The organism is Kluyvera sichuanensis, assembly GCF_040930405.1.
Classification (GTDB): domain Bacteria; phylum Pseudomonadota; class Gammaproteobacteria; order Enterobacterales; family Enterobacteriaceae; genus Kluyvera; species Kluyvera sichuanensis.
Window position 1 is genome coordinate 296,335 of the sequence record NZ_CP162271.1, and the last position, 13,857, is coordinate 310,191.

12 protein-coding genes and 1 pseudogene are annotated in these 13,857 nt (G+C 54.9%); 6 read left to right on the plus strand and 7 right to left on the minus strand.

Annotation, left to right across the window (positions count from 1 at the left end; all coding sequences use genetic code 11):
- Positions 1 to 105 precede the first annotated feature (105 nt).
- Complete coding sequence (gene macA / locus AB2B48_RS01455) at positions 106 to 1,221, plus strand: macrolide transporter subunit MacA (protein WP_185666588.1); 1,116 nt, start codon at positions 106 to 108, stop codon at positions 1,219 to 1,221.
- On the plus strand, positions 1,218 to 3,158 hold the full coding sequence (gene macB / locus AB2B48_RS01460) for a macrolide ABC transporter ATP-binding protein/permease MacB (RefSeq protein WP_368300605.1): 1,941 nt from the start codon (positions 1,218 to 1,220) through the stop codon (positions 3,156 to 3,158). Before macA ends, macB begins: the two co-directional genes overlap by 4 nt.
- A gap of 75 nt (positions 3,159 to 3,233) precedes the next feature.
- Here macB and cspD read toward each other — a convergent pair whose 3' ends face one another.
- On the minus strand, positions 3,234 to 3,455 hold the full coding sequence (cspD, locus tag AB2B48_RS01465; protein ID WP_035896359.1) for a cold shock-like protein CspD: 222 nt from the start codon (positions 3,453 to 3,455) through the stop codon (positions 3,234 to 3,236).
- 395 nt (positions 3,456 to 3,850) lie between these two features.
- Between cspD and clpS the strand changes: the two genes are divergently transcribed.
- The 3 genes from clpS to AB2B48_RS01480 all read left to right on the plus strand — a co-directional run bounded on the left by clpS (position 3,851) and on the right by AB2B48_RS01480 (position 6,881).
- Positions 3,851 to 4,171 carry an ATP-dependent Clp protease adapter ClpS gene (gene clpS / locus AB2B48_RS01470; protein ID WP_035896358.1) on the plus strand — a complete coding sequence of 107 codons (321 nt, stop codon included), beginning with the start codon at positions 3,851 to 3,853 and terminating at the stop codon, positions 4,169 to 4,171.
- 29 nt (positions 4,172 to 4,200) lie between these two features.
- Complete coding sequence (gene clpA, locus AB2B48_RS01475; RefSeq protein WP_035896357.1) at positions 4,201 to 6,477, plus strand: ATP-dependent Clp protease ATP-binding subunit ClpA; 2,277 nt, start codon at positions 4,201 to 4,203, stop codon at positions 6,475 to 6,477.
- Positions 6,478 to 6,650: 173 nt separating this feature from the next.
- Positions 6,651 to 6,881, plus strand: coding sequence for a DUF2554 family protein (locus tag AB2B48_RS01480; protein ID WP_185666586.1), 231 nt, complete (start codon positions 6,651 to 6,653; stop codon positions 6,879 to 6,881).
- Between the two features lie 105 nt (positions 6,882 to 6,986).
- On the opposite strand, the gene infA is transcribed toward AB2B48_RS01480, so the two are convergent.
- The 6 genes and pseudogenes from infA to trxB all read right to left on the minus strand — a co-directional run bounded on the left by infA (position 6,987) and on the right by trxB (position 12,810).
- Positions 6,987 to 7,205, minus strand: coding sequence for a translation initiation factor IF-1 (gene infA, locus AB2B48_RS01485; RefSeq protein ID WP_002211347.1), 219 nt, complete (start codon positions 7,203 to 7,205; stop codon positions 6,987 to 6,989).
- Positions 7,133 to 7,288: pseudogene (locus AB2B48_RS01490) on the minus strand (hypothetical protein); the annotation flags it as partial. The gene infA and the pseudogene AB2B48_RS01490, both read right to left, overlap by 73 nt.
- 200 nt (positions 7,289 to 7,488) lie before the next feature.
- Positions 7,489 to 8,193 (minus strand): leucyl/phenylalanyl-tRNA--protein transferase, encoded by a 705-nt coding sequence (aat, locus tag AB2B48_RS01495; RefSeq protein ID WP_368300606.1) that lies wholly within the window; start codon positions 8,191 to 8,193, stop codon positions 7,489 to 7,491.
- A gap of 40 nt (positions 8,194 to 8,233) precedes the next feature.
- Positions 8,234 to 9,955 carry a heme ABC transporter ATP-binding protein/permease CydC gene (cydC, locus tag AB2B48_RS01500; protein ID WP_368300607.1) on the minus strand — a complete coding sequence of 574 codons (1,722 nt, stop codon included), beginning with the start codon at positions 9,953 to 9,955 and terminating at the stop codon, positions 8,234 to 8,236.
- The gene (gene cydD / locus AB2B48_RS01505; RefSeq protein WP_333011972.1) at positions 9,956 to 11,722 is read right to left on the minus strand and encodes a heme ABC transporter permease/ATP-binding protein CydD; all 1,767 of its coding nucleotides are present in this window, start codon (positions 11,720 to 11,722) and stop codon (positions 9,956 to 9,958) included.
- A 122-nt stretch (positions 11,723 to 11,844) separates the two neighbouring features.
- The gene (trxB, locus tag AB2B48_RS01510; RefSeq protein ID WP_185666580.1) at positions 11,845 to 12,810 is read right to left on the minus strand and encodes a thioredoxin-disulfide reductase; all 966 of its coding nucleotides are present in this window, start codon (positions 12,808 to 12,810) and stop codon (positions 11,845 to 11,847) included.
- Between the two features lie 550 nt (positions 12,811 to 13,360).
- Between trxB and lrp the strand changes: the two genes are divergently transcribed.
- On the plus strand, positions 13,361 to 13,855 hold the full coding sequence (lrp, locus tag AB2B48_RS01515; RefSeq protein ID WP_000228469.1) for a leucine-responsive transcriptional regulator Lrp: 495 nt from the start codon (positions 13,361 to 13,363) through the stop codon (positions 13,853 to 13,855).
- Positions 13,856 to 13,857: the final 2 nt, after the last annotated feature.

The window sequence follows — 13,857 nt, forward strand, 5'->3', positions numbered from 1 at the left end:
ATTCTCAATCATCGGACGATTCTTAGATATCTTTAGTGATTGTTTATATTTTGTTTACGCTTGCCTTTTCATTCTGATGGATACACTGGGGAATTCTGGATTTTTATGAACATCAAGGGAAAGTTTAAAAAACGCTATGTCATCGCGGCGATCGTCGTGATTATCGCCGTGATAGCAGTCTGGAAAACGCTGAATGCGCCGTTGCCCAACTACCAGACGTTGATTGTCCGTAAGGGCTCCCTGGAGCAGAGCGTGCTGGCTACCGGTAAGCTTGACGCGCTGCGCAAAGTAGACGTTGGTGCGCAGGTGAGCGGGCAGTTGAAAACGCTGTCGGTAAGCATTGGCGATAAAGTCGCGAAAGATCAGCTGTTGGGGGTGATTGACCCCGAACAGGCGCAAAACCAGATCAAAGAGGTAGAAGCCACGTTGATGGAACTGCGAGCGCAGCGCCAGCAGGCTGAAGCCGAATGGAAGCTGGCGAGTGTAACCCTTTCACGCCAGCAGCAACTGGCAAAAACCCAGGCGATTTCGCGCCAGGATCTGGACACCGCTGCTACCGAAATGGTGGTGAAAAAGGCGCAGATTGGCACAATTGACGCACAAATTAAGCGAAATCAGGCCTCTCTTGATACCGCCAAAACCAACCTCGATTTCACCCGTATCGTCGCGCCTATGGCGGGTGAAGTTACGCAAATTACTACCCTGCAGGGGCAGACGGTGATTGCCGCCCAGCAGGCGCCGAATATTCTGACCCTTGCCGATCTCCGTACGATGCTGGTGAAAGCGCAGGTGTCGGAGGCTGATGTTATCCACCTTAAACCAGGGCAGAAAGCCTGGTTTACGGTGCTGGGTGACCCGCTGACGCGTTATGAAGGCACGCTCAAAGACATTCTGCCAACGCCGGAGAAGGTCAACGACGCCATCTTCTACTATGCCCGTTTTGAAGTGCCTAACCCGCAGGGCGTTTTGCGCCTCGACATGACGGCTCAGGTACATATACAGCTCAGCGGCGTAAACGATGTGCTGACCATCCCACTTTCCGCGCTGGGCGAGAACGTGGGCGATAACCGCTACAACGTGCGCCTGCTGCGAAACGGTGAGGTGAAAACCCGTGAAGTCGTGATTGGCGCGCGCAACGACACTGATGTGGAAATTGCCAAAGGGCTGGACGCGGGCGATGAGGTGATTACCGGAGAAGGTAAAGCCGGGGCCGCACAATGACCGCACTGCTTGAACTGAGCAACATCCGCCGCAGCTACCCGTCCGGTGACGGCAGCGTGGATGTGCTTAAAGGCATCTCTCTGCAAATTAACGCCGGTGAGATGGTGGCGATTGTCGGGGCTTCCGGCTCGGGTAAATCTACCTTGATGAATATCCTGGGCTGTCTTGATAAGCCTACAAGCGGGACTTATCGGGTTGCCGGGGTAGATGTCGCGACGCTGGATAGCGATGCGCTGGCCGCGCTGCGGCGCGAGCATTTTGGCTTTATCTTTCAGCGCTACCATCTGCTGTCTCACCTGACGGCCGCGCAGAACGTTGAAGTGCCAGCTGTCTATGCTGGCATGGAGCGCAAAGCCCGTCTTGAACGGGCCGGGGAACTGCTGCAGCGTCTTGGGCTTGCCGATCGCGTGGATTATGCCCCTTCGCAGCTTTCCGGCGGCCAGCAGCAGCGCGTCAGTATTGCCCGTGCGTTGATGAACGGCGGCCAGGTGATACTTGCTGATGAACCCACGGGGGCGCTCGATACCCATTCGGGTGAAGAGGTGATGGCTATCCTGCATCAGCTAAAAGAGCAGGGCCATACCATTATTATCGTCACCCACGACCCGCAGGTTGCCGCACAAGCCGAGCGAGTGATTGAGATTCGTGACGGCGAAATTATCCATAATCCGCCCCCGCGTCAGACGACGGTGGCGGCGCGCAAACCCGCGACTCAGAATGCGTCCGGCTGGCAGCAGTTCAGCAACAGCTTCCGCGAAGCGCTGTCGATGGCCTGGCGCGCGATGGTTGCCAATAAAATGCGCACGCTGCTGACCATGCTGGGCATTATCATCGGCATCGCCTCTGTGGTTTCTATCGTGGTGGTGGGCGACGCGGCTAAGCAGATGGTGCTGGCGGATATTCGCGCCATCGGCACCAACACCATTGACGTCTATCCGGGGAAAGATTTCGGCGATGACGACCCGCAGTATCAGCAGTCGTTGAAATACGATGACCTGCTGGCGATTGAAAAGCAGTCGTGGGTCAGTTCCGTCACCCCATCGGTGTCAAAAAACCTGCGCGTCAGGGCGGGCAATATTGATGTCGCCGCCAGCGTTCAGGGCATCGGTCAGCACTATTTTAACGTCTACGGCATGACCTTTAGCGAAGGGAATACCTTTAACGAAGTACAGGCTGCGGAGCGTTCGCAGGTGGTGGTGCTTGATAGCAACACGCGACGTCAACTGTTCCCGAATAAAGCCAATGTGGTGGGTGAAGTCATCCTGGTCGGCAATATGCCCGCGACGGTTATCGGCGTGGCAGATGAAAAACAGTCGATGTTTGGCAGCAGCAAAATTCTGCGTGTCTGGTTACCTTACTCGACGATGTCCGGGAGGGTGATGGGACAGACGTGGCTCAACTCGATTACCGTCAGGGTGAAAGAGGGTTACGACAGCAGCCTTGCCGAAGAGCAACTCACCCGGCTGTTAAACCTGCGGCACGGTAAAAAAGATTTCTTCGTCTGGAACATGGACAGCGTCTTGAAAACGGCGGAACGCACCACACATACATTACAGCTGTTCTTAACGCTGGTGGCGGTGATTTCGCTGGTGGTGGGCGGTATTGGCGTGATGAACATTATGCTGGTGTCGGTGACCGAGCGTACCCGGGAAATCGGCATTCGTATGGCGGTTGGGGCGCGAGCCAGCAACGTGCTGCAGCAGTTCCTGATAGAGGCGATCCTGGTCTGCCTAGTCGGCGGCGCGATCGGTGTGGCGCTTTCCATGATGATTGCGCTGCTCTTGCAGTTGGTGCTGCCGGGATGGGAAATTGGCTTCTCGCCGCTGGCGCTGCTGACGGCATTTATCTGCTCGACGCTGACCGGCGTACTATTCGGCTGGCTTCCTGCGCGCAACGCCGCCCGGCTCGATCCGGTCGATGCGCTGGCGCGGGAATAAGCGCAAAAGAAATGAAAAAATGCCAGTCAGAAGGACTGGCATTTTGACAGCGGGATGTACACAATGGGGCAGTAACTAGGCGGCTGTTTCTGCTTCCAGAGGGATAATCACGCTGGCATGATTACCTTTCGGCCCCTCGTGGACATCAAACTGGACGGATTGCCCGGCTTTTAACGTTCTGTACCCATCCATCTGGATGGTGGAGTAATGGGCGAAGATGTCCTCGCCACCGCCTTCTGGGCAAATAAAACCGAACCCTTTAGCATTGTTGAACCACTTAACAGTACCCATTTCCATACTTCGACATCCTTCGTAACACTATTATACGTTTATAAGTAGATGGAATGAACCGGTGGTGGAGTCAGGAGTTGTTCAAAACCTCACCAACTCTCGCCAGTACAATTTAGATATTTCGCACAATGCGTCAAGCGTTTGAGGGAGGCTGAAGGGGGAAAATGCATCAAAATTTGAAGCAGTTAACGCTATTGACGGGAATGTGACAGAGTTCGCGAATGACAGCTATAGGTGATAGCTATCTATGATCTACAGTAAATTTAGAACGTGTATGCACAGGAGCAAGTGGCTGCGTAGCAGACGGTAAATGTGTCATTAATACCGTCAATAATACGAGGCGCTAAAGTGCAAACAGGAACGTCAGCAGCACGAGATGACACCCACAATGATGACTGACAATGAGTAAGACCAGAGACTGGCTGGATTTCGACCAGCTTTCGGCAGATAAACTTCAGGATGGGCTTAAGCCCCCATCGATGTATAAAGTGATATTGGTCAATGATGATTACACTCCGATGGAGTTTGTTATTGACGTGTTACAAAAATTCTTTTCTTATGATGTAGAACGCGCAACACAACTGATGCTAACGGTTCACTATCAGGGTAAAGCAATTTGTGGTGTCTTTACGGCAGAAGTCGCCGAGACCAAAGTTGCCATGGTGAATCAGTACGCGAGGGAGAACGAGCATCCACTGTTGTGTACGCTGGAACAAGCCTGATACAGGCATGAAAATTGGGGGAGGTGCCTATGCTCAATCAAGAACTGGAACTCAGTTTAAACATGGCTTTCGCCAGAGCGCGCGAGCACCGTCACGAGTTTATGACCGTCGAGCATCTGTTGCTGGCTCTGCTTAGCAACCCATCAGCCCGTGAAGCGCTGGAAGCGTGCTCGGTCGATCTGGTGGCGCTGCGTCAGGAACTCGAAGCCTTCATCGAACAAACCACGCCGGTGCTACCGGTCAGTGAAGAAGAGCGTGAAACACAACCGACGCTCAGCTTCCAGCGTGTTCTGCAGCGCGCGGTCTTCCACGTCCAGTCTTCTGGGCGTAGCGAAGTCACCGGCGCTAACGTCCTCGTGGCGATTTTCAGCGAGCAGGAGTCGCAGGCTGCGTATCTTCTGCGTAAACATGAAGTCAGCCGCCTTGACGTGGTGAACTTCATCTCTCACGGCACGCGTAAAGACGAGCCAAGCCAGCCTTCCGATTCCGGGAATCAGCAGACTAACGAAGAGCAAGCAGGCGGGGAGGAACGTATGGAAAACTTCACCACCAACCTTAATCAGCTTGCTCGCGTCGGGGGAATTGACCCGCTGATTGGCCGCGACAAAGAGCTGGAGCGCGCCATTCAGGTGCTGTGCCGTCGCCGTAAGAATAACCCGCTACTGGTGGGGGAATCCGGTGTCGGTAAAACGGCGATTGCGGAAGGCCTCGCGTGGCGCATTGTGCGTGGCGATGTGCCGGAAATCATGGCCGACTGCACTATCTACTCGCTCGATATCGGTTCGCTGCTGGCGGGCACCAAGTATCGCGGCGATTTCGAAAAACGCTTTAAAGCGCTGCTCAAGCAGTTAGAGCAGGACACCAACAGCATTCTGTTCATCGACGAAATCCACACCATCATCGGTGCGGGTGCCGCGTCGGGTGGGCAGGTAGATGCCGCGAACCTGATTAAACCGCTGCTCTCCAGCGGCAAAATTCGGGTAATGGGCTCCACCACGTACCAGGAGTTCAGCAATATCTTTGAGAAGGACAGGGCGCTGGCGCGTCGTTTCCAGAAAATCGATATTACCGAACCGTCGGTAGAAGAGACCGTACAGATCCTGAACGGCCTGAAGCCGAAATACGAAGCGCACCACGATGTCCGTTACACCGCGAAAGCGGTACGTGCGGCGGTGGAGCTGGCGGTGAAATACATCAACGATCGTCATCTGCCGGATAAGGCCATCGACGTGATTGATGAGGCAGGCGCTCGCGCCCGTCTGATGCCGGTGAGCAAGCGTAAGAAAACGATCAACGTGGCGGACATCGAATCCGTGGTCGCGCGTATTGCGCGTATCCCGGAGAAAAGCGTCTCCCAAAGCGATCGCGATACGCTGAAAAACCTCGGCAACCGTCTGAAGATGCTGGTATTCGGCCAGGATAACGCTATTGATGCGTTGACCGAAGCCATTAAGATGAGCCGCGCAGGCCTCGGCCACGATCATCGTCCGGTGGGCTCCTTCCTGTTTGCTGGCCCGACTGGGGTGGGTAAAACGGAAGTAACCGTCCAGTTGGCGAAGGCGATGGGCATCGAACTGCTGCGTTTCGATATGTCCGAGTATATGGAACGCCATACGGTGAGCCGCCTGATCGGTGCGCCTCCGGGATACGTTGGTTTTGACCAGGGCGGCCTGCTGACCGATGCGGTTATCAAGCATCCGCACGCGGTACTGCTGCTGGACGAAATCGAAAAAGCACACCCGGACGTCTTTAACCTGCTGCTGCAGGTGATGGACAACGGCACGCTGACCGATAACAACGGTCGTAAAGCCGATTTTCGTAACGTGGTGCTGGTGATGACCACCAACGCCGGCGTACGTGAAACCGAGCGTAAATCGATTGGCCTTATCCAGCAGGACAACAGCACCGACGCGATGGAAGAGATCAAAAAGATCTTTACGCCAGAGTTCCGTAACCGTCTCGACAACATTATCTGGTTCGATCATCTGTCGACTGACGTGATCCACCAGGTCGTCGATAAGTTCATCGTCGAGCTGCAGGTTCAACTGGATCAGAAAGGCGTGTCGCTGGAAGTCAGCCAGGAGGCCCGTAACTGGCTGGCCGAGAAAGGCTACGACCGTGCGATGGGCGCGCGTCCTATGGCGCGTGTGATTCAGGACAACCTGAAAAAACCGCTGGCCAACGAACTGCTGTTTGGCTCACTAGTTGACGGCGGCCAGGTCACCGTGGCGCTCGACAACGAGAAGAACGAGCTGACCTACGGCTTCCAGAGTGCGCAGAAGCATAAGCCAGAAGCGGCGCATTAACGTTAATCACATGCGGTAAAAACAAAAACCGAGCTGACAACAGCTCGGTTTTTTTATGCGCCATCTTCGGTGTTTCACGCTGACATTCCATTTTCGCAAATTTGAACAGCTGGATAATAACCAGACGTAAGGGTTGGCATGATGGAGGCAGAAGATAACCAGGCGGTGGCATAATGTTTTCGAAATTGTTATCGGTGATTTTACTCACCTGCGCGTTATTCTCTGGCCAACTTATGGCCGGCCATAAAGGACACCAGTTTTTGTGGGTTAAAAATGCCGATCATCAGCTACGTCATGAAGCGGATAGCGATGAGCTACGCGTGGTGGCGGAAGAGTCAGCGGAAGGGTTGCGTGAGCACCATCACTGGCAAAAATCGCGTAAACCGGAAGCGCACAATTTATGAGGTGATGTGGAAAAGGAAAAAAAATGCCCCGCAATAAGCGAGGCATTAATATTCAGCAAATAGCGCTCGGCGAAAGTAGCGCCAGACGCTCATTATCTGCGGAGATTAGCGACTACGGAAGACAATGCGGCCTTTGCTCAGGTCGTACGGGGTCAGCTCAACAGTCACTTTGTCGCCCGTCAGGATACGGATGTAGTTTTTGCGCATTTTACCGGAGATATGTGCAGTAACCACGTGCCCGTTTTCCAGTTCTACGCGGAACATGGTATTAGGTAACGTATCAAGAACGGTACCCTGCATTTCAATATTGTCTTCTTTGGCCATCTAATCCTCTGGGGTATCACTACCGTAATTTGAACCGGCAAGATAATGCCGAAGTTCATCAAGTAAGTAAAGAATTGTCCGTCTTAATCGGCGAAAGTCGTTTTTGCGCATTACCCTTTCACCACACAAATGCATCGTGTGATGGGCACGAACCAGGCCGGAAACAGCAGGATAAACGTGGGCGTTATCTGACTCGAAGATTCCCAAACGTCGGCGGGGTAAAAGGCAGAAGCGACTCTCGTCGGCAATTATATCATCCTGATGGCAATTGTGCTGAAATCATTTACGCTTCAGGTAAAAAGAGCGTACGGGGTACCCAAAACTTATCGGCAAGCGGCTGCATGCGGAGCGTATTGAGATGCTCGAGGTAGTCGCGACGAGGAATTTCCTCTGCGCCCAGAGAGGCGGTATGGCTATTGAGCACCTGACAGTCGATGAGTTTGCCACCCGCCTGACGGAATGCCTCGCAAAAGACGTACAGCGCCGTCTTAGAGGCGTTCTCCGCGCGGCTGAACATCGACTCGCCGCAGAACAGTTCGCCCATGGCAACGCCGTACATGCCGCCTACCAGCGTGTTCTCCTGCCATACCTCGATAGAGTGCGCATGACCAAGTTCATGCAGGCGATGATAGGCCTGGCTGATGCTGGTGGTAATCCAGGTACCTTCGTGACGATCCTGCGCGCAGCCGGCGATCACATCGCTAAAGGCGTAGTTGATCGTCACGCGATAAGGGGAGGTTTTGTGAAACCGCTTCATGCTGCGACTGAGATGAAACTGCTCAGGCCACAGCACGGCGCGGGGATCCGGCGACCACCAGAGAATGGGATCGCCGGGCGAAAACCACGGAAAAATGCCGCGCTGATAGGCCATCAGCAGGCGCGCGGGGCCGAGATCGCCCCCTAAAGCGAGCAGTCCGTTTGGTTCACGTAATGCGCCCTCAGGCGAGGGAAACGCGATCGAGTGTCGAGAAAGCTGGACAAGGCGCATGTCGCGATGACCTCACGAAACAGGGTTAACTAATCATAGTCTACAGACGCTGTTTAAACTGGTAGTAACGACCTTGTTTTGCCAGCAGTTCTACGTGATTACCTTGCTCAATAATTTGCCCGTTGTCCATGACAATTATCTGATTAAATCGCGCCAGCCCGCGCAGACGATGGGTCACCATCAGCAGCGTTTTATGACGCATTACGTCGGCCAGTAGTTCAAGCACCTGGCTCTCGGTGGTGGCGTCTAACCCTTCGGTCGGTTCGTCCAGCATCATCAGCGGTGCATCGTGCAGTAACGCTCGCGCAATCCCCAGCCGACGCAGCTCGCCGCCGGAAAGCTGACGTCCACCTTCACCCAGCCAGCTGTTCAGTCCGGCGTCTTCGAGCAGCTTCTCAAGACCGGTACGGCACAGAACCTCGCTGAGCGCTTCATCGCTCGCGTCAGGCTTAGCCAGCAACAGGTTGTCGCGCAGGGTCGCGCTGAACAGATGCACGCGCTGCGGCACCAGGCTGATGGTCTGACGCAGCGTCTGCTCATCAAACTGGGTCAGCGGCATGCCGTTCAGCAGAATTTCGCCCTGCTGCGGGTCCCAGGCACGGGTGAGTAACTGGAGCAGCGTCGATTTACCGCAGCCGGTACGGCCGAGGAGGGCGATATGCTGGCCTGCCGCAATATTCAGTGACAGATTATTCAGCGCAGGCTGCGCTTGCTGAGGGTAGGTGAATGACACCCGATCCAGCGTCAGCGATACCTGTTGAGGACGCGCCACAGCCTGCTCTGGGAAGGTCACTTCCGGTTGCTGTTCAATAATCTGGCTGATACGCAGCGCTGAGGCGATAACCTGCCCAAGATGCTGGAAGGCTCCGGTCACTGGCGCCAGCGCTTCAAAGGCCGCCAGCGCACAGAATACAAACAGCGCAATCAGCGCGCCGGGTTGGCTGTTGCTACCAACGCCGCCAGCGGCTAACCACAGCATGGAGACCACGGCGACGCCGCCAATTAGCAGCATTAACGCCTGTGACAGGGCAGTCAGTTCAGACTGACGGCGCTGGGCGTCGTGCCAGTTGAGTTCGGTCTGCTCCATTTGTTTACGATAACGCTGGCTGGCGTTAAAGATAGTCAGCTCTGCCTGCCCCTGCAGCCAGCCGGTTAACTGCTGGCGATACTGCCCGCGCAGGCTCGTCAACTGCTCACCTGTGGGTTTACCTGCGCGATAGAACAGCGGCGGTAGAACCAGCAACGTGGCCAGCATAATACCGCCGAGAGTCAGTGCCAGACCAACGTCCAGCAGACTAAGCCCGGCAGTCACCACCAGAATGACGACTAATGCACCGACTAATGGCGAAATGACGCGCAGATAGAGGTGATCGAGCGTATCGACGTCCGCCACCATGCGGTTGAGCAGTTCGCCCTGACGAAAACGCGCCAGCCCGGCAGGCGACAGCGGCAGCAGTTTGCTGAAGGTAAAGACGCGCAGGTGTTGTAAAACGCGGAAGGTCGCATCATGACTGACCAGGCGCTCAAAGTAGCGCCCGGCGGTACGGATAATCGCCGCGCCGCGCACGCCAGCGGCTGGCAGCATGTAGTTAAAAGTGTAAGCGCCCGCGAACCCGACAACCGCTGAAGCAGAAAGGAACCAGCCGGAAAGGGTCAGTAAGCCAATGCTCGCAAGCAGGGTGATAATCGCCAGAACAACGCCCAGGCTTAACAGCCACTTGTGACGTTTATAGAGCGCCAGATAAGGCAACAGTGCGCGCATTTAAATCTCCTCCTGACGGCTAGCCAGCAGGCTGGCAAACACGCCGTTAGCATCAACCAGCTGCTGATACGTTCCCTGCTCAATAATCTGACCGTTTTCCATCACCCAGATAGCATCCCAATCGGTAATACCTTCCAGCTGGTGGGTGACCATCAGCGTGGTTTGTTGGGTGGAGGCTTCGGTCAGCGCCTGCATCACACGCTGCTCGCTGTGGGCATCCAGACTGGCGGCAGGTTCATCCAGCAGCAGCAGACGGCAGGGGGCGAGTAGGGCGCGGGCGACAGCGACGCGCTGAGCCTGCCCCACGGACAGACGCGCGGCCTGTTCGCCGACAACGGTGTCGATACCGTCAGGAAGCTGTGGCAGGAATTCGCTGACCCAGGCTTTATCCAACGCCTGTTGCAACTGTTGCTCGCTGGCCTCCAGATTGCCGAGCAGGACGTTCTCACGCAGCGTAGCCGCCGGAAGCTGCGGGTTTTGCCCGACCCAGCTCATCATGCGGTGCCAGCCCTCTGGATGCAGATTACGTAATTCAACACCGTTCACTTTCAGCGAACCGCTGTAGGGCAGGAAGCCGGCCAGCGCATTCAGCAGCGAGCTTTTACCGGAACCGCTCAGGCCAACCAGCACAGCGCGTTGCCCGGCGTTAAGCGTAAAGTTCAGCGGCCCAACCAGCATTTTACCTTCCGGCGAGGTGATAAACAGATCCACGGCGCTAAGGGTAACCGGCTCACTGGTGTCCAGTGTCTGGTCACCTTGCTCAGGATGTGCCAGCGGCGCTTCGAGGAATGTTTTCAGGCTGTCGGCGGCACCCACGGCCTGTGCCTTAGCGTGATAGAAGGTGCCTAAATCACGCAGCGGCTGGAAGAACTCAGGGGCCAGGATCAGCGCCAGGAAACCGGAGGAGAGCGTCACTGCGGTACCGTAGCTGCCGAAGTTTAGTTCGCCAAGGTAGGAGAAGCCGAAATAGACGGCGACCAGCGCAATGGAGAGCGAAGTAAAGAACTCCAGCACGCCGGAGGAGAGGAAGGCCAGTCGCAGGACTTCCATCGTACGTTGACGGAAATCCTGCGAGGCCTCGCGAATGCTTTCCGTTTCTGCTTCGCCACGACCAAAGATACGCAGCGTATCCATGCCCCGCAGACGGTCGAGGAAGTGACCGCTCAGGCGCGCCAGCGCCAGGAAGTTGCGACGGTTGGCATCGGCAGCGCCCATTCCCACCAGGGCCATAAACAGCGGAATTAACGGTGCCGTCATCAGCAGTATTAATGCGGCGACCCAGTTGGAAGGGAAGATCGCGACCACAATCAGCAGCGGCACGCAGGCTGCCAGCGCCATCTGCGGCAGGTAGCGGGCATAGTAATCGTGCATGTCATCGATTTGCTCGAGGATAAGCGTCGCCCAGCTACCGGCTGGCTTGCCCTGAATCCAGGCCGGACCAGCCTGCTGCAGGCGGTCGAGCACCTGGCGGCGAATTTCAAATCGAATCTGTTGCCCGGCGTGAAAACCAACGCGCTCCCGCAGCCAGACAACCCAGGCGCGCAGGATAAAGATCAGCACCAGCTGGATAAACGGCAGCAGCAACGCTTCTCGCGGGATATTCTCCATAATCATGTGATGGAGAATGCGGGCAAGGAACCAGGCCTGGGCGATGATCAGTACACCGCTAACGAAGCCGAGCAGACGGGAGGTCATCAACCAGCGGCGTGACAGGACGCTTTGCTGTTTGAGCCAGCGGGTGAGTTCTTGTTGGCGACTTTTATTCATTGGGCGCTTAGCAGGTGCTTATGGCTAATGGTTTCAGTTATGGGCGCGGCAATGTTACATCGCAGAAAAAATAAAGGCGACTTATCGTCGCCTTTTTTACTTTTGTTACTGACTTGTAAAGATTATTTGCACGCGTCAGCCAGACCGTCGAGGTAGCGCTCAGCGTCCAGCGCGGCCATACAGCCGGTACCCGCAGAGGTGATCGCCTGACGGTAAATGTGGTCCATCACGTCACCCGCCGCGAACACACCAGGAATGCTGGTTTGCGTTGCGTTGCCGTGAATGCCGGACTGCACTTTGATGTAGCCGTTTTCCAGCGCCAGTTGACCTTCGAAGATCGCGGTATTTGGGCTGTGGCCGATAGCGACGAACAGACCCGCGACGTCCAGCGACTCAATGTCGTCGTTTTCAGTAGAACGCAGACGCAGACCGCTCACGCCCATCTGGTCGCCGGTCACTTCTTCCAGCGTACGCTTGGTGTGCAGCACGATGTTGCCGCTTTCCACTTTATCCATCAGACGTTTGATCAGGATTTTTTCCGCACGGAATGAATCACGGCGGTGAATCAGATGCACTTCTGATGCGATGTTGGACAGATACAGCGCTTCTTCCACGGCGGTGTTGCCGCCGCCGATGACCGCGACTTTCTGGTTGCGGTAGAAGAAACCGTCGCAGGTAGCACAGGCGGAAACGCCGCGGCCTTTAAACGCTTCTTCCGACGGCAGGCCCAGGTAGCGAGCAGAGGCGCCGGTGGCGATGATTAACGCATCGCAGGTGTATTCACCGCTGTCGCCGGTGAGACGGAACGGACGGTTTTGCAGATCCACGCTGTGGATGTGATCGAAAATAATTTCGGTCTCAAACTTAGTGGCGTGTTCGTGCATACGTTCCATCAGCAGCGGACCGGTCAGGTCGCTTGGATCGCCAGGCCAGTTTTCCACTTCTGTGGTGGTGGTCAGCTGACCGCCTTTTTCCAGCCCGGTAATCAGTACCGGCTGCAGGTTTGCGCGTGCAGCATAGACCGCAGCGGTGTATCCCGCAGGTCCAGAACCAAGGATTAACAACTTACTGTGTTTGGCCGTGCCCATGAGATCCCCATAATTGTTGGCAGACATTGCTCTGGATTGTAGGGAATTTGTAGACGTAAAAAAAGAGCACAGCGATTTTGTTAACGATATGTGTAATAGAATGAGCCGATTGATTGGCTATTTTAACATCAAAAAATATAACTATTTCTACTGCCAGGCTGATGATTATAAGACGATTACATGTGAAACCGGACCCAGGATTCATGAATATCTGGCATGTTGTACTAAAAAAAGATGTTTTGCTTTGACAATCCCCTAAGCTTTTGCGACAACATTCAAGGAAGAAGAAAAGCAGTGTTTCGCGTGTGGTGAATTTTCATGCACGCAAATGCCATTTTTACCCGGATCACTGAAATCTACGTATGGTGTGGACAGACATCATACGTGATGTCGGAGGGTGGCCGTGAGGCGCCGGGGCTTCTCATACGCATACCCTGGGATATTCGTCGTTGCAGCAACAACGGCGCATTGAAATCGGGAGAAGGCTCTGAACAGTGAAGTGCACAGAGTCAAGACAGGAGTAGGGAAGGAATACAGAGAGACAATAATAATGGTAGATAGTAAAAAACGCCCTGGCAAAGATCTCGACCGCATCGACCGCAACATTCTCAATGAACTGCAAAAAGATGGGCGTATTTCGAACGTCGAGCTTTCCAAAAGAGTAGGACTTTCTCCGACCCCGTGCCTTGAGCGCGTACGTCGTCTGGAACGACAGGGTTTTATTCAGGGCTATACCGCGCTGTTAAACCCGCATTACCTGGATGCATCGCTGCTGGTTTTTGTTGAGATTACTCTGAATCGCGGTGCGCCAGACGTGTTTGAACAATTTAACGCCGCTGTGCAAAAACTTGAAGAAATTCAAGAGTGTCACTTGGTTTCCGGCGATTTCGACTATCTGTTGAAAACCCGCGTACCGGACATGTCGGCTTACCGTAAACTTCTTGGCGAGACCCTGCTGCGCCTGCCAGGCGTGAACGACACCCGTACTTACGTCGTTATGGAAGAGGTTAAGCAGAGTAATCGTCTGGTAATTAAGACCCGCTAAAA

Coding starts and splice junctions, on each gene's coding strand:
- cydD (WP_333011972.1), bottom strand. CDS start 11,722: ATGAATAAAAGTCGCCAACAAGAACTCACCCGCTGGCTCAAACAGCAA.
- macB (WP_368300605.1), top strand. CDS start 1,218: ATGACCGCACTGCTTGAACTGAGCAACATCCGCCGCAGCTACCCGTCC.
- AB2B48_RS01480 (WP_185666586.1), top strand. CDS start 6,651: ATGTTTTCGAAATTGTTATCGGTGATTTTACTCACCTGCGCGTTATTC.
- clpS (WP_035896358.1), top strand. CDS start 3,851: ATGAGTAAGACCAGAGACTGGCTGGATTTCGACCAGCTTTCGGCAGAT.
- cydC (WP_368300607.1), bottom strand. CDS start 9,955: ATGCGCGCACTGTTGCCTTATCTGGCGCTCTATAAACGTCACAAGTGG.
- aat (WP_368300606.1), bottom strand. CDS start 8,193: ATGCGCCTTGTCCAGCTTTCTCGACACTCGATCGCGTTTCCCTCGCCT.
- macA (WP_185666588.1), top strand. CDS start 106: ATGAACATCAAGGGAAAGTTTAAAAAACGCTATGTCATCGCGGCGATC.
- clpA (WP_035896357.1), top strand. CDS start 4,201: ATGCTCAATCAAGAACTGGAACTCAGTTTAAACATGGCTTTCGCCAGA.
- cspD (WP_035896359.1), bottom strand. CDS start 3,455: ATGGAAATGGGTACTGTTAAGTGGTTCAACAATGCTAAAGGGTTCGGT.
- lrp (WP_000228469.1), top strand. CDS start 13,361: ATGGTAGATAGTAAAAAACGCCCTGGCAAAGATCTCGACCGCATCGAC.
- infA (WP_002211347.1), bottom strand. CDS start 7,205: ATGGCCAAAGAAGACAATATTGAAATGCAGGGTACCGTTCTTGATACG.
- trxB (WP_185666580.1), bottom strand. CDS start 12,810: ATGGGCACGGCCAAACACAGTAAGTTGTTAATCCTTGGTTCTGGACCT.